The sequence below is a fragment of the Mesorhizobium sp. B2-4-14 genome (assembly GCF_006442155.1).
Classification (GTDB): Bacteria; Pseudomonadota; Alphaproteobacteria; order Rhizobiales; family Rhizobiaceae; genus Mesorhizobium.
In genome coordinates, this window is sequence record NZ_VFVA01000027.1 from 35,214 (window position 1) to 54,660 (window position 19,447).

A 19,447-nucleotide genomic window follows, 5' to 3' on the forward strand; every position below is an offset into this window, starting at 1 on the left:
CGTTGGTATATATAATTTCATCCCATGAAACGGCCTTGCGAGATGGGGCTCGCCGGGCCAACAGCCGAGATCATGGGACCGTGATGGCTCGCACCTCGCAGGGCGCCGCAGGACTGGCAATCGACCCGCGGATGATCGCTCCCGCAGCGACGCATCGGCCATGAGACTGGCCGCCTCGGCAGTATCCGTCACCACCAAAATCGAGCATCATCGCGCCTGCGCCGGCCTTGGCTGCGGCATGGCGGCAGAGGCCTTGCGCAACGACCGGCTTTTTTCAGAACAATCAAGAAAAGACGCAAGAAGGGAACGACCATAACCGACACAGCTTGAAGGAGAACAAGCAATGCCATTTCGTGGTTTGATTTCGAAATTCCCGATGGGAGCCCTGACACTTGCCGCGGCAAGTGTCATCAGTCCGATCGCCAATGCCGCCGCACCGGAATCCAACGACCCGATCAAGATCGCACTGTTCGACTGGACCAGCGTCAATCTCAACGCCAAGATCCTCGGTGGCATCCTCGAAAAGCTCGGTTACACGGTCGAGTATCCGACCGCCGACTACCTCTCCAGCCTGACCACCGGCCTCACCAATGGCGACCTCGATGTCGGCCTGGAATTCTGGGATACGACCGCCGGCGAGGCCATGAAGGCGTCCGACGCCACCGGCCAGACCGAGCGGCTCGGCAAGCTCGGGCCGAAGGCCAAGGAGGAGTGGTGGTTCCCCGAATATATGAAGGAAAAGTGCCCGACCTTGCCGGACTGGCATGCGTTGCTCGACGCCACATGCGCGGCATCGTTCTCGACCGCCGAGACGGCACCGAAGGGACGCTATCTCGGAGGTCCGGTCACATGGGAAGGCTTTGACGACGAGCGCGTTGCCGCGCTGAAGCTGCCCTTCACCGTGATCCATGCCGGCACCGATGCCGCGATGTTCGCCGAGCTCGAGTCGGCCTATCAGCGCAAGGCGCCAATCATGCTGTGGATCTACTCGCCGCACTGGGCGCCGGCCAAATACAAGGGCGAGTGGGTGCAATTCCCCGAATACACGCCCGAATGCTACAACGACCCGAAATGGGGCGTGAACCCCGATGCAAAATACGATTGCGGCAAGCCGCATGGCGAAATCTGGAAATATTCCTGGAACGGCATGAAAGACAAGTGGCCGGTCGCCTACAAGGTGGCCAAGGCCTACACGATCGATACCGACGAGCTCAACAAGATGAGCGGCGAGATCGACCTCGACGGCAAGACGCCGGAGGACGTTGCCGCCGCCTGGATCGCCGCCCATGAGGCAGATTGGAAAGCCTGGGCGCAGTGACTGTTCCGACTGGAAGTGAGACCCGGCCGTTGATCGGCCGGGTCTCAGCTGTTGATGTTCCCCAAGGACCATTGGATGACGGACAGGACTGAACAGGGGTCGCCGCAACCGGGCACGGATGACCGCCCGGTAAAACTTGCCTGCCGCAATGTCTGGAAGCTGTTCGGGGCGAACGCGGCCAATTTCATCCGCCAGCGCGACGGCAAGGCCAGCATGGCGGACGTGGCCGCGGCCGGGCTGGTCGGGGCCGTACGCGCCGTGGACCTCGAAATCCGCCAGGGCGAGATCTTCATCATAATGGGCCTGTCCGGCTCCGGCAAATCGACGCTGGTGCGCTGCATGTCCAGGCTGGTCGAGCCGAGCCACGGCAAGGTCGAGTTCGAAGGCAAGGACCTGCTGAAAATTTCCGACGCCGCACTCATCGAGTTGCGGCGCCATCGCATGGGCATGGTGTTCCAGAATTTTGCCTTGCTGCCGCATCTCAACGTGCTCGACAACATCGCCTTTCCTCTCAGCATCCAGGGCCAGGATCGGACGACGCGCGAGGCGCGCGCCCGCGAAGTCATCGAACTTGTCGGCCTGCGTGGCCGCGAGCATTTCTACCCCCGCGAACTCTCCGGCGGCCAACAGCAGCGCGTCGGCATCGCCCGCAGCCTCGCCACCAAACCCGAGATCTGGTTCCTCGATGAGCCGTTCTCCGCGCTCGATCCGCTGATCCGCCGCGAGATGCAGGACGAGTTGATGCGGCTGCAGACCATGCTGCACAAGACCATCGTCTTCATCACCCATGATTTCGACGAGGCGATAAGGCTCGCCGACCGCATCGCCATCATGAAGGACGGTGAGGTAATCCAGATCGGTACGCCGGAAGAACTTGTGGTCAATCCGGCGACCGACTATGTGGCCGAATTCACCCGCGACGTCGACCGCGCCAAGGTGATCTCTGCACGCAGCCTGATGCGCGCCTGCGAAGGTGCGGAGCATGGCGGCGTGGTCGCGCCGGAGGCCAAGATCGCCAGTTTCTCGGCCGACATCGTTTCAGCCGGCAAGCCGTTCGCGGTGGTCAACGGCACCGGCAAGCCGATCGGCGAAGTGACGCCGCAAGCCGTCATCGATCTGTTGGCCGGCATCGAGCGCGCGGCAGCCGGCACATGACGGTAACGGCAAGCGCCAGCAAGGTGAGACAGCCGGTTCAGCGGTGGCTCGTCATCTGGGCGCTCGCGCTCACCGCCGTGCTCGTGATGTTCCTGCTGCAAGACACCATTCCTTGGGCCGTCAACTATCCCGCCAGCGCCGTCGTCCCCATCCCCGAGTGGGTCAGCGCGCTGATGGGCTGGATCAAGTCGAACCTGTCCTGGCTGACCCGTTCGATCACAGCGGTCCTCGGCGTGCCGCTCGATTTCGCGCTCGATCTCTTGGCCAAGAATTTCAAGATCGGTCATGGCGCGGACGCCTATGTCCTGCCACGCCTGTCATGGGTCGGCGTGTGCGCCGCCGCCTTCCTCGCCGGCCATGCCGTGGGAGGCCGGAAACTCAGCCTGCTGGTCGGTGGCTGCTTCCTCTACATCGCGCTGTTCGGCCAGTGGACCAGCGCCATGCTGACGCTGGCGCTGATCTCCATCGCCGTGCCGTTCTGCATCGTCACCGGGCTGTTCGCCGGCATCTGGGCCTGGCGCAAGCCGTGGGCGGAAAGGCTGGTGGTCTCCCCTGCCCTCGACCTGATGCAGACGATCCCGACCTTCGCCTATCTCATCCCGATGCTGCTTCTGTTCGGCAACAGCCCGGTGTCGGCGATGATCGCCACCGCCATCTTCGCCACGCCGCCGATGGTGCGCGCCACGATGCTGGGGCTGTCGCGCGTGCCACAGGAAATCGGCGAATTCAGCGACATGGCCGGCTGCACGGCGCGGCAGAAACTGTGGCGGGTGCTGCTGCCCTCGGCGCGGCCGACGCTGATGGTCGGCGTCAACCAGGTGATCATGCTGGCGCTCAACATGGTGATCATCGCGTCGATGATCGGCGCCGGTGGCCTGGGTTACGATGTGCTTCTGGCGCTGCGCGCGCTGAAGGTCGGCGAGGCGATGGAAGCGGGTCTCGCCATTGTCGCGCTCGCCATCGCGCTCGACCGGCTGAGCCAGGCCATCGCACACAAGCAGGCCAGGGGTCATATCCGTCAAGAGACGACCCCAGGCGTCTGGCGGCGCCACCCCAATCTGTCGCTGGCCGTCGCCATCCTCATCGTGACGACCCTGCTCAGCCTGTTGGTGCCGGCCTTCGCGGCAGTGCCGAAGGCGATCACATTCACAACGGCGCCGCTGTGGAAAGCGGCGGTAAACTGGGTCACGATCAACTTCTTCGACACGATCGAGGCGTTCCGCGTCGCGCTTATCCTCAACGTGCTCAACCCGGTGCGCGCTTTCTGCGAGGGTTTCCCGTGGCTGGGTGCCGTGTTCCTGCTTGGCCTTGCCGGCTATCAACTCTCAGGCTTGCGCCTGGCGGCGCTCGTCGCGGCGCTGACCGCCTTCTGCGCCGTGACCGGACTCTGGGAAAAGACCATGGCGACAGTCTATCTCTGCGGTATCTCGGCCTTCATCGCCTGCCTGATCGGCATCCCGATCGGGTTCGCGGCATCGCGCAGCGACCGCTTCGAGAAGATCGTCACACCCATCATCGACACACTGCAGGTGCTGCCGTCCTTCTGCTTCATCATTCCAGTGGTGATGCTGTTTCGCGTTGGCGACGTCACCGCGATGATCGCCACCGTCGCCTTCGCCGTGGTGCCGGCCATCCGCTACACCAATCACGGCATCCGGCAGGTGCCGCCGGCGCTGATCGAGGCGGCGAAGGTTTCCGGCTGCACGCCGCGCCAGACCTTCTTTCGCGTGCAATTGCCGCTGGCGCTCCCCGAGATCATGCTCGGCGTCAACCAGACCATCCTGATGGCGCTGGCGATGATCATCATCTGCGCCATGGTCGGCACACGCGACCTTGGCCAGGAGGTGTTCATCGCGCTGTCGAAGGCCGATTCCGGCCGGGGCATCGTCGCGGGCCTGGCCATCGCCTTCATCGGCATTGTCGCCGACCGGCTGTTCAACGCCTGGACGGCGAAGGCCAGGGCAAGGCTTGGTTAGCTAGCAGCCGAGCGCTACCCCGCCGAAGTTCGCAGCTCAATCCCCCAATCGAAAGACAGGTAATGCCAGCAATCGAACAGCCATGCTGATGGCGAAAGAAGCGTCCTTTTGCAAATGGTCATCGGCTGGCGACATGGTGTTGAGTACACGCCGCGAGAGATTCGAAGGATCGTCGATACTCCGATAGTGGGAAAGTGGGTTACGCAAGTCCATCAGACGACGCAGATCATCTGAATCATTCTGCGTAATTACGTTCCGTGAGACACACCTGCGCAGGGTTTCCTGAAACGAAATACGATCCGGCAACTTCTCGCCGTTAATACCAAGAGCGAGATGTGCGGCCAGCATATGCTCCGCGAGCCCCTGACACAGCAGTACTGTTGCTATGAAATTTCCGTGTACGAAGCTCGCGCGCGCTTCAATCCAAGCCGCGTAAGTCGTTTCGCCGCCGGGAAGCATTGTGCCGCTCGATCCCAGCGCATTGGAAAGATCCGAAAGCTGGCGAAACCGCGCAACCTTGCTCGGAAGATCGTCATGCAGTTCCGCTAGAAGTAGGCGCGCGAATCCTAGATCGCTGACGGGAGATAAGAGATCAGATTGATCTTTGTCAGCCAAGAATGACTCCCAGAGCTACTCCGCCGCGACGCCCTTCACTTCGAGATAGCTCTCCATCGAATCGTCGAGCGCGTGCAGCCATGGCGTGTGATGCAGCGGCGCCATGGTGCCGGTCATCAGCGAGCGATAGGCGTGGTCGCGGAAACTCATAATGTCTTCCGCCTTGTGATGCTCCCACTCCATGAAGGTCCGGTTGACCGCCTCGACATCGAAGCCAGGATAATCGGTCTGGTCCATCAATTCCTTGGTGTAGTCGCCCTGGAACCAGATCATCTGCTCGGCGTCTCCCAGCGTCTCCTCACGCGCCCGCCACTTGGCGCCATGCTCGGCCATCGCCTTGGCGGAGGGCAGCTTGATGCGGCCCATGATGACGTCGCGGGCGAACCAGGCCTGCGCATCGAACATATTGAAGGTGTAGAACTGGTCCTGCATGCCGATATAGAAGAGCTTCGGATTCTTCTCCCAGACGATGCCCTCATAGAGATCCAGCGGCCACATGCGGTTAGCTGTCTTGAGCTTGAGGTCGTCTGTCAGGAACGGGAAGGAATGCAGGTAGCCGGTGCACAGGATGATGGCGTCGACATCCTTGGTCGAGTCGTCCTTGAAATGGGCCGTCTTGCCGACGACCTTCTGCAGCAGCGGCACTTCCTTCCAATTGTCTGGCCATTTGAAGCCCATCGGCTTGGAGCGGTAGCTGGAGGTGATCGACTTGGCGCCGTATTTGTAGCATTGCGAACCGATGTCCTCGGCCGAATAGGAGCGGCCGATGATCAGGATGTCCTTGCCCTTGAACTCCATGGCGTCGCGGAAATCGTGGCTGTGGAGAATGCGGCCGTTGAAGGTCGAAAAACCCTCGAAATATGGAACGTTGGGCACCGAGAAATGCCCGGAGGCGACGACGACATTGTCGAACTCTTCCGAATAGGTGACGTCGTTGGTGCGGTCATGCGCGGTGACGGTGAATTTCTTCGTCTCGTCCGAGAACGTCACCATGCGCACCGGGCTGTTGAAGCGCACCCATTTGCGCAGGCCCGACTTCTCGACACGGCCCTTGATGTAGTCCCACAGCACGGCGCGCGGCGGATAGGAGCCGATGGGCCGGCCGAAGTGCTCCTCGAAGGTGTAGTCGGCGAATTCCAGGCATTCCTTCGGCCCGTTCGACCAGAGGTAGCGATACATCGAGCCATGGACCGGATCGCCGTGTTCGTCGAGGCCGGTGCGCCAGGTGTAGTTCCACAAGCCGCCCCAGTCGGCCTGCTTCTCGAAGCAGACGATTTCGGGAATATTGGCGCCCTTGTCGGCCGCCGACTTGAAGGCCCTGAGCTGTGCCAGACCGGACGGTCCGGCTCCGATGACGGCAACGCGAGTGTTCATTTCCGGGCCTCCACTTTTTTGATTTCCCCAGCGAAACAAATTTCACTGACAGTGACAGTAATTGGCCCTTTGGTGCTGTCAACAGCCAACTGCGGGAACCACGTTCGCGCGCAATGAATTCCTGGCGGAAAAAACTGCGGCGGCCGCGATCATGGGACCGGCGCATGCGACACAAGATGGCTTGCCGTCGCGGTTGCGCTCCTGTATCGGCACCTGACATGTTCACCTTGAGTGAAATAAATCCTGGGGTCGGGAGACATGGCGAAGAAAATTTCCGCTTCCAACATTGGTCCTGGTTCCACGACCGCCAAGCCGAAGCCGCAGCTGAAGGCCTTGGCGGAAGGAAAGGCCATTCGCGCGCCGCTGACGCAGAATCCGCATGCCATTCGCGACAAGCGCGAAAAAGTGCTGGAGGTCGCGATCGGCCGCGAGGTACGCGCATTCCGCAAGAAGCTCGGCATCACCGTGGCCGACCTCGCTGTCGCCACAGACATTTCGCTCGGCATGCTATCCAAGATCGAGAACGGCATCACCTCGCCGTCGCTGACCACCTTGCAGGCGCTGTCGCGGGCACTTGGGGTTCCCGTGACAGCCTTCTTCCGCCGCTTCGAGGAAGAGCGCAGCGCCGTTTTCGTCAAGGCCGGCGAAGGACTGGACGTCGAGCGCCGCGGCACGCGCGCCGGCCACCAGTACAATCTGCTCGGCCATATCGGCTCCAACACCAGTGGTGTGGTCGTCGAACCCTATCTGATCACGCTGACCGAAGATTCGGACGTGTTCCCGACCTTCCAGCATGAGGGCATGGAATTCCTCTACATGCTCGAAGGCGAGGTCGTTTACCGGCACGGCAGCAATCTTTATCCGATGAAGCCCGGCGATAGTCTGTTCTTCGACGCCGACGCGCCGCACGGGCCCGAGCAGCTGACGCAGCTGCCGATGCGTTATTTGTCGATTATTTGTTACCCGCAGAATAGTGCGGGGTAAGCGGAGTTGATCTCCCCCCTTGAGGGGGAGATGGCCGGCAGGCCAGAGGGGGGCGCTGTCCCGCCGACTTATCAATCGATCGTAGCTGCTACCTGAGGAGGTTGTTTGCCTTTCGCCAAGTGGGCAAGGCTTGCGTTCCTTCACGCCCCCCCGTGTCCTGCCGGGCATCTCCCCCACAAGGGGGAGATCGGCAGTTTCGCGAGCATTGCTCAGTCCGGCCCAAATCCCGGGCTCGTCGGACTGCCGTCATCGAGCTTCGACAGCCATTCGACCAGGGTCGGTCGATAGCGCGTCAGGCCCTTGTAGGTGGCGAGTTCCTCGGGCAGGTCGCGGATGACGCGGTGCAGGCGCCGTGCCCATTTCGGTTGCGTCACCAGCTCATCCATCTTGATCAGGTAGCAGCGGATCGGGAAGACGATGCCGTTGGAGCGCGGCAGCCGCCAGAAGCTCTGCAATTCGACGCGCAGATGCACCTTGTCGCCGACATTCTCGGGCGTGACCGTCGCCCGGTCCGGCCCCCATTTGTGGTAATTTTCCGGGCTCGTATCGAGACGCGGATTGATGGTCATCGTCCAGTTGAGACGCCGTGCCGGCTTGCCCTGCTGAATGTTGGTGAGGAACTTCAGCGCGCGCGTGAAAATCCCCTTCTCATGTGCCAGCGGCACCGGCGCGTGCCATTCGAAGAAGTTCATGCCGATGTCGAAATCGAGCGACCAGTCGGCCTGGGTGGTGACCATGCCGGCATCCATCCACAGATTGCCGTCGCGCTGGTCGAGGATGCAGAAATCGCCCTGGCTCTGGCGGGTGATGTATTCCATCGGCCCGTAAGGCAGTGTCGACGTATCGCCGAAGGTGAAGGTGTCGTCGATGCCGAGCGGCCTGTTGATCCAGCGCCAGCGGTCACCGTCGCGCGTCAGCGTGAAATGCTCGGGATAGCCGAGCGCCTGCTGCTCCATCAAAAGCTCGAGCAGATCCCAACCGGCCAAGGTCATGTGCGGCAGCGACTGGCAGCGCAGCGGGTCCTCGGCCAGCACCAGCGCGCGGTCCTGCATCTCGGCGACATAGTGCTCGTCGACATCGATCAGGTTCTCGAGCACGCTGCCCTTCGGGCCGACGACATGCGGCTCGATGTTGACCGCGTACATGTAGGCGTCTTCGTGGAACGGAAACGGGAACCGCCTGATGTGTTCCGGGCTGTTCCTGAAGGTGAAATCGTCGCGGAATGTTTCCTTGCGAAAGGTGATTCCCAAGCTCGCCTCCTATCTTTCCAAGACCAGCGATTTGCCCTCGAAGCGCGACACGCACGGCATGATTTTGCAGCCGGAGCGGTGGTCGTCCTCGCTCAACCAATGGTCGTTGTGGATGAACTTGCCGTCATACGAAATGACATTGGTTTCGCACTGGCCGCAGACACCGCCACGGCAGAGATAGGGCGGATCGACGCCAGCCGCCTCGATCGCCTCGAGCAGGCTCTGCTGCGAACCGACGCGGATCGTCTTGCCGCTGACGGCAAGCGTCACATCGAAGGGCAGACCCGGCTGGGGTGCCGCGAAATGCTCGAAATGCACGGCCTCCGAAGGCCAGCCCAAGGCGGCCGCGCGGTCGCGCACCCAGTTGATCATGCCGGCGGGACCGCAGACATAGAGATGCGTGCCGAGCGGCTGAGTCGATAACAGACGGTCGAGCTCGATGCGCTCGTCGCGATCGTCATGGTAGAGCCGGACGCGGCGGTCGTAACGTTCCCGCAGCACATCGGCGTAGGTGCCGAGCGAGGCGGTGCGGCAGGTGTAGTGCAGCTCGAAATTGCCGCCCTCCCCCGCCAGCTGCGCGGTCTGCGCCATGAACGGCGTGATGCCGATGCCGCCGGCGAGCATCAGGTGCTTCTTCGCCCTGAGGTCGAGCGAGAACAGATTGACCGGATAGCTGATCACCATCTCCAGGCCCGGCTTGACGCTCCTGTGCATGAACAGCGAGCCGCCGCGTCCGGCATCGTCGCGGCGCACCGAGATCGTGTATTCGCGCGTGTCGAGCGGCGAGCCCATCAGCGAATAGGGATTGAGCCTGGTGCGCTCGCCGTCGCGCATTTCGACCACGACATGGGCGCCGCCGGAGAAAGTCGGCAGAAGTTCGCCGTCGCGCCGGCGGAAATGGAAGCGGGTAACGAGGTCGTTTACCGGAACGACATCGCTGACCACCACATCGAGCTTGGTTGTGCCGGTGCTCATGGGAAGGCCTCCTCCACCGGAGGAGTTTCGCTGCGATCCTCGGCATTGATGCACACGCCCTGGAAGGCGGCGAGGCGCCTGGAATAATGATCGCGGACCAGGAGCAGCAGGCCGCAATGCAAGCAGGTGGCGGGCTGCGTCGTCACGTTCTCGGTGATGCCTTTGCAGTGCACGCACTGCATGCGCCGCGCCAGCGAGCCGCGATGCTCGGTCTGCATGGAAGTGTGATCGATACCGGCTTCGAGCGCCACCTGCATGGCCTGGCCGATCAGGCCTTCCGTGCCGGAGAGATAGAGACGCAGGCCCATATGCGCATTGCTCAGCGTCTGCTTCAGCCTCGGCAGCAGACTGGCGAACGAGGGCGCCTGGTGAAACTGCGCCGGCCTCAGCGATTCCAGCGCAGCGATGTGTTTGCCGTCAGGACCGGGGATGAAGACGATCTCGGCTTCGTCGAAAAAGCCGGCCGGCGCTTTCGCGGCCATCTCCGATATAGCGAGCGCCCCCTCCGCATCGGCGATGAAAAGATGGTGCTTGCCGGGCTGCGGAGAGAGCGTTCCGTAGACCGGCCGGCTGATGATGCTTTTGGCTGCCATTTAAGTCTTCGTGCCTCGAACCCCTCGCTGCCGATTATGCCTCAGCCTTTCACCGTGCGCTTGGTCTTTTTGGGATCGTCGAAGGGCAAGGGCTGTGCCGTCGCCTTGATGGAACCGCTCTTGTTGCGGATTTCAAGCTTGGTGTCCTTGACCGCGCAATCCACGTCGAGCCGGGCGATGCCCATCGATTTCTCGACCAGCGGCGAATACATGGCGCAGGTCACCACGCCGACCTTCTTGCCGTCGCGATAGACCGGCGCGCCTTCGTCGGCGGGCTCCTTTCCGTCGAGCAGCACGCCGTAGATCTTGAAGCGCTCCTTGCCCTTAAGCCGATAATGCTCCTCCGCACCGCGGAAGCCGGTCTTGCCCGGGCTGACGGTGAAGTCGAGGCCGAGTTCCCACAGCGTGTCGCCGGGACCTTCGTTCTCGAACGGGTATTTCTGCGAATTATCGTAGGGGTAGAACAGCAGGTAGCTTTCAACGCGCAGCATGTCTAGCGTGGTGAAGCGGCATGGAATGATGCCGGCGCTCTTGCCCTCTTCAAGAATCCTGTCCCAGATCGTGCCGGCATCCTGGCCACGGCAGAATATCTCGTAGCCGCGCTCGCCGGTGTAGCCGGTGCGCGAGATCATGACCGGGAAACCGAACAGCTGCGTCTGCATGTGGTGGAAATAGTTGAGGTCGCGAATGCCGGGCACGTGCTTGGCCAGATAATCGACCGCTGTCGGCCCCTGCAGCGACAGGTCGTGCAGATTGTCGTCGAAGCGCAGCGACACGTCACGGCCCATGGCGGCCCGCTGCAACTCCTCATGGCCGGTGCCGGAGCCATGCACGACCATCCACGCGTTCGGCCCGGTGCGGTAGAGGATGCAGTCGTCGGTGAACTTTCCCGCCTCGTTCAACATGCAGGCATAGGCAGACTTGCCGGGATAGATCTTTTCGACATCGCGCGTGGTGGCGAGATCGATCAGATGCGAGGCGTGCGGCCCGGTGATATGGACCTTCTTCAGGCCGGAAACATCCATCAGCCCGGCCTTGGTGCGGATGGCGATGTATTCCTCGTCGGCGTCCTTGTCGTAGGTCCAGGCGGTTCCCATGCCGCTCCAGTCTTCGAGCTTCGAACCCAGCGCGCGATGGCGATCCGCCAGGGTCGAAAATCTCCAGGATGCCGTCATCCGATCGTCCTCCGTCCGATAGTCGTTGATGTTCCCTGCCCCTTTGCACAGCGGCAGAGGCTTTGCGCGAATATTGACCGCAAACGAGGGAGACCCGCAATCCCCTGAAAGCAAATAATTTCATTGTCAGGCAAAATTCATTGCCCAGGGCCAGGCGGTTAACTCAGCGTAAATTCGCCTTGACAATTCCGGAAATCGGCCTGAATTTATGAAAAAAATTTCACTCTCTTGAAAGAGGGCGACGGCCGGCGAATTTGGACCCGGACGTCGGAATAAAGGGGAAAACCGATGTCAGACCTGCAGCAGCGCATCGAAGCGCTGTATCGTTCCGACGTGCGCGGATCCGCGCTCCTGATTATCTGCCTCTGGGCGACGATCCTCTTCGTCCTCATCATGACCTGGCCCTACATCCCGCACACGGGGATAAAGGTCGTGGTGGCGATCGCCGCCGCCTGTGTGCTGATCTTCAATACAGCCGCCATCCTGGCGATGGTCAACCATTACAAGGAAGACAAGGACTTCATCTACGGGCTCGACATCAAGAACGCCGACGCGTTCCGCAACCGCAAGTCCTGAGGGGTAGAGAACATGTCCCGCTATACGCCACCGGAACAGAGCAAAACCGGTCAGATATTGGATATCATCGTCGTCGTGGTCGCCATTTTCGTGGCGCTGTGGCTGCCGCTGAAACTGGGCCTTGCCGGAGCGGCCAAATCCATCGACGCGCTCGACGCCAAGACATGGGAAGCGCTTGGCCAGAATCCGACCATGGCCGCGATCTGGGAGAAGCTCGGCTATACGCCGGAAACGGCACATGACGTCATCCAGAACCGTTTCCATTATGTGATCGACTGGCCGACGCTGATCATCATGGCAGCAGTGTTGATCGGTTATTTCGTCTTCCTGTTCCGCGCCTCCGACCGCGAATACCGCGATGTCATCAACGAAAAATTCGACGACAAATAATCGGGGGACAAGATCATGTGGATGGCACTCTCTTACGCATGCTGGGGCATCTCGATCGTGCTCGCGCTGTGGATGCTCTACGACTGGTTCAAGGTCGATACGACTTATACCGAGGACGTTCTGACCTCCTCGCGCGAAGGCGAGCTCGAGGCCGCTTCAGAAAAACACCGGATTTGAGTGGGGGTTGAACGATGACGATCACACTTGAACCGACAATCCACGGCGACAGGGTCTCGCTGCTCAGGGTGCTCGGCCCGGCCCATGTCTGGGCGCTCGGCGTCGGCATCGTCCTGGTTGGTGAATTCACCGGCTGGAATTTCTCGGCCGACAAGGGCGGCGCACTCGCGGCGCTGATCGTCTGCTGGATCGTCGGGCTGCTCTACACTTCGGTCGCCATGATCGATTCCGAAGTGACATCGACCGTCGCCGCCGCCGGCGGCCAATACGCGCAAGCAAAGCACATCGTCGGGCCGCTGATGGCCTTCAACGTCGCGCTGTTCCTGGTGTTTGCCTACACAATGCTCGAAGTGTCGGACGCCATCCTGCTCGGCGACACCATCGTCGCCAAGGCGGGCGTCGAAGGGCTTACCCACAACTCCTTCATCGCCGCCACCATCGTGGTGCTGGCGTGGCTCAACTATCGCGGCGTGCTGATGACGCTCAACGTCAATTTCGTCATCACGGCCATCGCCTATGTCTCGATCGTCATCCTGTTCTTCTCGGTCAGTCCGTGGACGCAAGGCGCCGTGCTGAAGCTCAACGAGTTGGTCACTCCCGGCAACGCCCTGCCCTATGGCTGGATCGGCGTCATCGCCGCCTTCCAGTTCGGCATCTGGTATTATCTCGGCATCGAGGGCACTACGCAGGCGGCCGAGGAAGTGCGTTCGCCGGCCCGTTCGCTGCCCTACGGCACGATGGCCGGCATGATCACGCTTCTGATCGCGGCCGCGATGACCTGGTATGTCTGCGCCTCGCTAATGCCCTGGGAATATCTCGGCATCACCTACTATCCGCTGTGGGACGCCGGCAAGCTGACCGGCAGCCCGCTGCTCGAAAACCTCCTGTTCGTCGCGACGCTGCTTGCAGCCATCGCCTCCGCCAATGGCTGCATCAACGATGCCGCGCGCGCCTGGTTCTCGCTTGGCCGCGACCGCTATTTGCCGAGCTGGTTCTCGGCCGTGCATCCGAAGTATCGCACACCCTACCGCTCGATCCTGTTCCTGCTGCCGATCGCGCTGGCCTTCGCCTTCATCGCCGACCTCAACCAGGCGATCACCTTCTCGATCCTGTCGGGCGTGCTGCAATACACCTTCATGAGCATCAACATCATGATGTTCCGCAAGAAGTGGCCGCTGGGTTCGATCCGCCGCGGCTACACGCACCCCTTCCACCCGCTACCGGCAATCGTGCTGTTCTGCCTGTGCGTGGTGACCTTCTTCGCCATCTTCCTCGGCTTCGGCTCGCAGTTGATCGCGATGGTCGCTTTCTATTTCCTGATCTCGCTGTGGTTCCATTTCTACCGCTACAAGTTCGTGCGGCGCGGTGATCAATTCACCATGCCATGGCCGAAACCGCAGGGCTATTGATGGGAGACGGCCCGTCCAGATCCTGGACGGGCCTGGCATGAGAAAATGTCCGAGGTGACATCAGCACTGCTTGCCGGGGCAATTGCCCTGGCTATCATCCTTCACCTCGCGTGGCTGGCGCGCCGCAGCCGCGACAGGGCATCGGCGGCACTCGCCGCCGATGCGGCCAGCATCCGCGCCGTCATTGCCGACGCGGCCAATGTCTCGGACGGCACCGCCGGCGTCATCACCTGGGAAGGATCGTGGAACGGCCAACGCGTTCAGTTGCGCGCCATCGTCGATACGCTGGCGACCAGAAAACTTCCGGCGCGCTGGCTGTCGGTCTCGATCACCGAGAAGGTCGCGGTGTCCGCGGTCTTCGACATGATGATGCGGCCGGGCTCGCCGACGACATTCTCCAATTTCGACCATCTCCAGCACACGCTGCCGAAAGCGCCTCGCTTTCCCGCTGAGGCGGTGCTGCGGACAAACCGGCGAGGCACGCGTTTCCCGCAAGGCATCATCGCCGACCATCTGGAACCCTTTTCAGAAGGGCGCGCCAAGGAGCTGCTGATCACGCCAAACGGAGTGCGCATTGTCTGGCTGCTGGCCGAGGCCGAGCGCGCGCGCTACGGCGTTTTCCGGCAAGCCGCGTTCGGGGACGCGCAGATCGACGCGGCACTGATTCAGCGGCTGCTGGTATCTCTCTCGGAGCTGCGGGGCGCCATCAACCGAAGCGAACGGCAGGCCGCATGACCAGCACAACCAATGCGCCCGCTCCACCGAACCCGTATCTGGTTCTCGGCGCGGCAATCATCCTGCCGGCAAGCGGACACGTCATTCTCGGAGTGCCGGTGCGCGGCCTGCAGTTCATCTTCTTCATGGTGATCCTGGCGTGGATAACGATGAAGATCGCCCCGCCGGACGCCAGCTTCATCGGGCGCCATGCCGGCGGCTTCCTGATCTATGCGCTATCGATCCTCGACGCCTACAAGATCGCACGCGTCCGCACCGCCAAATGGGTTCACAGCGAACGCCACGAGGGCGATGCTGCCGGGGGTGGTACGCAGGCAGATATATAACTACAGGAATATTTTTTTCATCCCATTGAATTCCCGGAACTCATTCGGTACATCTCCAGAGAACAAAGGTCGGAGGCTGACATGTGTGGAATCGTCGGGCTGTTTCTGAAGGATAAATCATTGGAGCCCAAGCTCGGGGCGATGCTGTCGGAGATGCTGGTATCGCTCAGCGATCGCGGCCCGGACAGCGCCGGCATCGCCATCTATGGCGCCCCGTCCGGCAATGAAGCCAAGATCACCATCCAATCGGCGAAGCCCGGCCACGATTTTCGCGACCTCGATACCGAGCTTGCCAAGGCGCTCGGCGTTCCAGTGAGCATCGCGGTGAAGTCGACCCACGCCGTCGTTAGGACCCGCCCCGACAAGATCGACGAGGCCCGCGAGGCCATCCAGGCGCTGCGCCCCGACATCCGCATCATGGGCGCCGGTGACGTGGTCGAGATCTACAAGGAGGTCGGCCTGCCCGAAGCGGTCGTCGATCGCTTCGATGTGCGCAAGATGACCGGCACGCATGGCATCGGCCACACCCGCATGGCGACCGAATCGGCGGTGACGACGATGGGCGCGCATCCGTTCTCGACCGGCGCCGACCAGTGCCTGGTGCACAATGGTTCGCTCTCCAACCACAACAATGTCCGCCGCGAGTTGATCCGCGAAGGCATGACCTTCGAGACCGAAAACGACACCGAGGTCGCGGCCGCCTACCTTTCCTCCCAGATGGCGCATGGCAAGAATCTCGGCGAGGCGCTGGAAGGCACGCTGTCGGACCTCGACGGCTTCTTCACCTTCGTCGTCGGCACCAAGAACGGTTTTGGCGTGGTGCGCGACCCGATCGCCTGCAAGCCCGCCGTGATGGCCGAGACCGACCAGTATGTCGCCTTCGGTTCGGAGTATCGCGCGCTCACCAAACTGCCCGGCATAGACAATGCGAGGGTCTGGGAACCGGAACCCGCAACCGTCTATTTCTGGGAGCATTGAATTCATGACGGCAACCTCCAAGGCAACGCGCGACCAGGGCTCCACCACCAGCCATGCATCGCGCGTCTTCGACCTCGACGTCATGTCGTTGCGCGAGCTGAACCAGGCGCTGCACAATTTGGCCCCCGGGTCCAACGAGACGGCGTGGGAAGTGCTCAACCCGAAGGGCAACCATTCGGTCGCCGTCGGCGTCGACCAGCCCGTCAGCATCGATGTGCGCGGTAGCGTCGGCTATTATTGCGGCGGCATGAATTCCGGCAGCACCATCACCGTGCATGGCTCGGCGGGACCCGGCGTCGGCGAGAACATGATGTCAGGCTCGATAACAGTGAAAGGCGACGCCAGCCAGTATGCCGGCGCCACCGGCAAGGGCGGCCTTTTGGTCATCGAGGGCAATGCCTCGTCGCGCTGCGGCATCTCGATGAAGGGCATCGACATTGTCGTCCATGGCAATATCGGCCACATGTCGGCCTTCATGGCGCAGTCCGGGAATCTGGTGGTGCTGGGCGACGCAGGCGACGCGCTGGGCGATTCCATTTATGAGGCGCGGCTCTTCGTGCGCGGCAAGGTCGATAGCCTCGGCGCCGACTGCATCGCCAAGGAGATGCGGCCCGAGCATCTGGAATTGCTGCAAGGCCTGCTCGACCGTGCCGGCGTCACCGGGGTCAAGCCGTCGGAGTTCAAGCGCTATGGCTCGGCGCGCACCCTCTATAATTTCAATATCGACAACGCCGAAGCGTATTGAGGCAGCATGACCTACCGCAACCCGCCGACGACGCCCCGCAAATCCGCGACCTTCGACGACTACACGCTTTCCGAAATCCGCCGCGCCGCGGCGACCGGCATCTACGACATCCGTGGCGCCGGCGCCAAGCGCAAGCTGCCGCATTTCGATGACCTGCTGTTCCTTGGCGCCTCGATCTCGCGCTATCCGCTGGAAGGCTATCGCGAGCGCTGCGACACATCGGTCGTGCTTGGCTCGCGCCACGCCAAGAAGCCGATCGAACTGAAGATCCCGATCACCATCGCCGGCATGAGCTTTGGCTCGCTCTCGGGCCCCGCCAAGGAAGCACTCGGTCGCGGCGCGACGCTGTCGGGCACTTCGACCACGACCGGCGATGGCGGCATGACCGAGGAAGAGCGCGGCCATTCCAAGCAACTGGTCTATCAATATTTGCCGTCGCGTTATGGCATGAACCTGCGCGACCTGCGCCGCGCCGACGCCATCGAAGTCGTCGTCGGCCAGGGCGCCAAGCCCGGCGGCGGCGGCATGCTGCTCGGCCAGAAGATTTCCGACCGTGTCGCCGAGATGCGCACGCTGCCGAAAGGCATCGACCAGCGCTCGGCCTCGCGCCACCCCGACTGGACCGGTCCCGACGATCTCGAGATCAAGATCCTCGAACTGCGCGAGATCACCGATTGGGAAAAGCCGATCTACGTCAAGGTCGGCGGCGCCCGCCCCTATTACGACACCGCGCTCGCGGTGAAGGCCGGCGCCGATGTCGTCGTTGTCGACGGCATGCAGGGTGGCACGGCGGCCACCCAGGAAGTGTTCATCGAGAATGTCGGCCAGCCGACGCTCGCCTGCATCAGGCCGGCGGTGCAGGCGCTGCAGGATCTCGGCATGCACCGCAAGGTGCAGCTGATCATCTCCGGCGGCATCCGCAACGGCGCCGATGTCGCCAAGGCGCTGGCACTTGGCGTCGACGCGGTCTCGATCGGAACGGCAGCCCTGGTCGCGCTTGGCGACAACGACCCCCGCTGGGAGGCGGAGTATAACGACCTCGGCACCACGGCCGGCGCCTATGACGACTGGCACGAGGGCCGCGACCCCGCCGGCATCACCACGCAGGATCCCGAACTGATGAAGCGGGTCGACCCGGTGGCCGCCGGCCGTCGGCTGGCGAACTATCTCAAGGTGATGACGCTCGAGGCTCAGACCATTGCCCGTGCGTGCGGCAAGAACAGCCTGCACAATCTCGAACCCGAGGACCTCGTCGCACTGACGATCGAGGCAGCCGCCATGGCTGGCGTACCGCTGGCCGGCACCAACTGGATACCGGGAAAGAACGGTTTCTGACAAAGATTACCCAGACCACATAAGCGAGGAAACTACATAATGGGGAACGATCTCGCCGCATTCGCCAAGGAGAACGGCGTCAAATACTTCATGATTTCCTATACCGACCTGTTCAGCGGGCAACGTGCCAAGCTGGTGCCGGCACAGGCGATCGCCGATATGCAGAAGGATGGCGCCGGCTTTGCCGGGTTTGCCACCTGGCTTGATCTGACCCCCGCGCATCCCGACATGCTGGCGGTGCCGGACCCGGACTCAGTCATCCAGCTGCCGTGGAAGCCTGAAGTCGCCTGGGTCGCCGCCAACTGCATCATGGACGACAAGGATGTCGACCAGGCGCCGCGCAACACGCTGAAGCGGCTGATCGCGGAAGCCGCCAGCGACGGCATGCATGTGAAGACCGGCGTCGAAGCCGAGTTCTTCCTGATTTCGCCCGATGGCAAAACCATCTCCGACGAATACGATACCGCCTCAAAGCCCTGCTACGACCAGCAGGCGGTGATGCGCCGCTACGACGTCATCGCCGAGATCTGCGACCACATGCTGGCGCTCGGCTGGGGTGCCTACCAGAACGACCACGAGGACGCCAACGGCCAGTTCGAGATGAACTGGGCGTTCGACGATGCGCTGCCGACTGCCGACAAGCACTCCTTCTTCAAGTTCATGGTCAAGTCGATCGCTGAAAAGCATGGCCTACGCGCCACTTTCATGCCCAAGCCCTTCCAGGGCCTGACCGGCAATGGCTGTCACGCTCATATCTCGGTGTGGGACAAATCCGGCAAGACCAACGTCTTCGCCGACAATTCGATGGAACTCGGCCTGTCGGCCAAGGGCAGGAACTTCCTCGGCGGCATCATGAAGCATGCCTCGGCGCTCGCCGCGATCACCAACCCGACGGTCAACTCCTACAAGCGCATCAATGCGCCGCGCACCATTTCGGGCGCCACCTGGGCGCCGAACACGGTGACCTGGACCGGCAACAACCGCACCCACATGGTGCGTGTGCCCGGCCCCGGCCGCTTCGAGTTGCGCCTGCCGGATGGCGCCGCCAACCCTTACCTTCTGCAGGCTGTCATCATCGCCGCCGGCCTCGACGGCATCCGCTCCAAGGCCGATCCGGGCAGGCGTTACGACATCGACATGTACCAGAATGGCCATACGGTGAAGGGCGCGCCGAAACTGCCGCTCAACCTGCTTGACGCGCTGCGCGAGTTCGACAAGGACAAATCGCTCAAGGCGGCGCTGGGTGAGGAATTCTCGTCGGCTTATCTAAAGCTGAAGCACCAGGAATGGAATTCCTATGCTTCGCACTTCACGCAATGGGAGCGCGACCACACGCTGGACATATAACCGTCCAGCGGTGC

The 19,447-nt window shown here is 62.1% G+C and carries 20 protein-coding genes; 14 read left to right on the forward strand and 6 right to left on the reverse strand.

Translation table 11 applies throughout. The features are described from left to right. Positions 1-343 precede the first annotated feature (343 nt). The 3 genes from FJ938_RS21370 (at position 344) to FJ938_RS21380 (ending at position 4,449) form a co-directional block, all read left to right on the forward strand. A complete protein-coding gene (locus FJ938_RS21370) occupies positions 344-1,318 on the forward strand; it encodes an ABC transporter substrate-binding protein (protein ID WP_140697114.1) in 975 nt (324 codons plus the stop codon). Between the two features lie 75 nt (positions 1,319-1,393). After that, a complete protein-coding gene (locus FJ938_RS21375; protein WP_140697116.1) occupies positions 1,394-2,473 on the forward strand; it encodes a glycine betaine/L-proline ABC transporter ATP-binding protein in 1,080 nt (359 codons plus the stop codon). Continuing rightward, positions 2,470-4,449 (forward strand): ABC transporter permease subunit, encoded by a 1,980-nt coding sequence (locus FJ938_RS21380; protein ID WP_140697118.1) that lies wholly within the window; start codon positions 2,470-2,472, stop codon positions 4,447-4,449. Before FJ938_RS21375 ends, FJ938_RS21380 begins: the two co-directional genes overlap by 4 nt. 36 nt (positions 4,450-4,485) lie before the next feature. On the opposite strand, the gene FJ938_RS21385 is transcribed toward FJ938_RS21380, so the two are convergent. After that, positions 4,486-5,064, reverse strand: a complete 579-nt coding sequence (locus tag FJ938_RS21385) for a hypothetical protein (protein WP_140697121.1) — start codon at positions 5,062-5,064, stop codon at positions 4,486-4,488. A gap of 15 nt (positions 5,065-5,079) precedes the next feature. Next, positions 5,080-6,438 carry an NAD(P)/FAD-dependent oxidoreductase gene (locus FJ938_RS21390; RefSeq protein ID WP_140697124.1) on the reverse strand — a complete coding sequence of 453 codons (1,359 nt, stop codon included), beginning with the start codon at positions 6,436-6,438 and terminating at the stop codon, positions 5,080-5,082. 258 nt (positions 6,439-6,696) lie between these two features. Here FJ938_RS21390 and FJ938_RS21395 point away from each other — a divergent pair, with 258 nt between their 5' ends. Continuing rightward, positions 6,697-7,422: an XRE family transcriptional regulator gene (locus tag FJ938_RS21395; protein ID WP_140697127.1), complete on the forward strand. Its 726-nt coding sequence runs from the start codon at positions 6,697-6,699 to the stop codon at positions 7,420-7,422. Between the two features lie 209 nt (positions 7,423-7,631). Here FJ938_RS21395 and FJ938_RS21400 read toward each other — a convergent pair whose 3' ends face one another. Genes FJ938_RS21400 through FJ938_RS21415 form a run of 4 tightly spaced genes read right to left on the reverse strand, consistent with a single transcriptional unit; the run spans position 7,632 to position 11,415 of the window. Next, positions 7,632-8,672 carry a DUF3445 domain-containing protein gene (locus FJ938_RS21400; protein WP_140607320.1) on the reverse strand — a complete coding sequence of 347 codons (1,041 nt, stop codon included), beginning with the start codon at positions 8,670-8,672 and terminating at the stop codon, positions 7,632-7,634. 9 nt (positions 8,673-8,681) lie between these two features. After that, entirely contained in the window at positions 8,682-9,647 is a 966-nt protein-coding gene (locus FJ938_RS21405) for a PDR/VanB family oxidoreductase (RefSeq protein WP_140697130.1), read from the reverse strand. After that, positions 9,644-10,240 carry a dimethylamine monooxygenase subunit DmmA family protein gene (locus FJ938_RS21410; RefSeq protein ID WP_140697133.1) on the reverse strand — a complete coding sequence of 199 codons (597 nt, stop codon included), beginning with the start codon at positions 10,238-10,240 and terminating at the stop codon, positions 9,644-9,646. Before FJ938_RS21410 ends, FJ938_RS21405 begins: the two co-directional genes overlap by 4 nt. A gap of 41 nt (positions 10,241-10,281) precedes the next feature. Next, positions 10,282-11,415: an aminomethyltransferase family protein gene (locus FJ938_RS21415; RefSeq protein WP_140697136.1), complete on the reverse strand. Its 1,134-nt coding sequence runs from the start codon at positions 11,413-11,415 to the stop codon at positions 10,282-10,284. Between the two features lie 288 nt (positions 11,416-11,703). Here FJ938_RS21415 and FJ938_RS21420 point away from each other — a divergent pair, with 288 nt between their 5' ends. The 10 genes from FJ938_RS21420 to glnT all read left to right on the forward strand — a co-directional run bounded on the left by FJ938_RS21420 (position 11,704) and on the right by glnT (position 19,433). Continuing rightward, positions 11,704-11,991 carry a hypothetical protein gene (locus tag FJ938_RS21420; protein ID WP_140697139.1) on the forward strand — a complete coding sequence of 96 codons (288 nt, stop codon included), beginning with the start codon at positions 11,704-11,706 and terminating at the stop codon, positions 11,989-11,991. A 12-nt stretch (positions 11,992-12,003) separates the two neighbouring features. Beyond that, positions 12,004-12,381, forward strand: a complete 378-nt coding sequence (locus tag FJ938_RS21425) for a hypothetical protein (protein WP_140697141.1) — start codon at positions 12,004-12,006, stop codon at positions 12,379-12,381. 15 nt (positions 12,382-12,396) lie between these two features. Then, a complete protein-coding gene (locus tag FJ938_RS21430; protein WP_140697144.1) occupies positions 12,397-12,558 on the forward strand; it encodes a hypothetical protein in 162 nt (53 codons plus the stop codon). Positions 12,559-12,572: 14 nt separating this feature from the next. Next, entirely contained in the window at positions 12,573-13,967 is a 1,395-nt protein-coding gene (locus FJ938_RS21435; protein ID WP_140697147.1) for an amino acid permease, read from the forward strand. A gap of 45 nt (positions 13,968-14,012) precedes the next feature. Continuing rightward, positions 14,013-14,702 (forward strand): hypothetical protein, encoded by a 690-nt coding sequence (locus FJ938_RS21440; protein ID WP_181169151.1) that lies wholly within the window; start codon positions 14,013-14,015, stop codon positions 14,700-14,702. Then, positions 14,699-15,028: a hypothetical protein gene (locus FJ938_RS21445; protein WP_140697150.1), complete on the forward strand. Its 330-nt coding sequence runs from the start codon at positions 14,699-14,701 to the stop codon at positions 15,026-15,028. Before FJ938_RS21440 ends, FJ938_RS21445 begins: the two co-directional genes overlap by 4 nt. Positions 15,029-15,109: 81 nt before the next feature. Further along, on the forward strand, positions 15,110-16,006 hold the full coding sequence (locus FJ938_RS21450) for a glutamine amidotransferase family protein (RefSeq protein ID WP_140697153.1): 897 nt from the start codon (positions 15,110-15,112) through the stop codon (positions 16,004-16,006). 4 nt (positions 16,007-16,010) lie between these two features. Beyond that, positions 16,011-16,751, forward strand: a complete 741-nt coding sequence (locus FJ938_RS21455; RefSeq protein WP_140697156.1) for a GXGXG domain-containing protein — start codon at positions 16,011-16,013, stop codon at positions 16,749-16,751. Positions 16,752-16,757: 6 nt separating this feature from the next. Then, on the forward strand, positions 16,758-18,086 hold the full coding sequence (locus FJ938_RS21460; RefSeq protein ID WP_140697159.1) for an FMN-binding glutamate synthase family protein: 1,329 nt from the start codon (positions 16,758-16,760) through the stop codon (positions 18,084-18,086). Positions 18,087-18,125: 39 nt separating this feature from the next. Next, positions 18,126-19,433 carry a type III glutamate--ammonia ligase gene (gene glnT / locus FJ938_RS21465; protein WP_140607332.1) on the forward strand — a complete coding sequence of 436 codons (1,308 nt, stop codon included), beginning with the start codon at positions 18,126-18,128 and terminating at the stop codon, positions 19,431-19,433. The last annotated feature ends 14 nt before the right edge of the window (positions 19,434-19,447 follow it).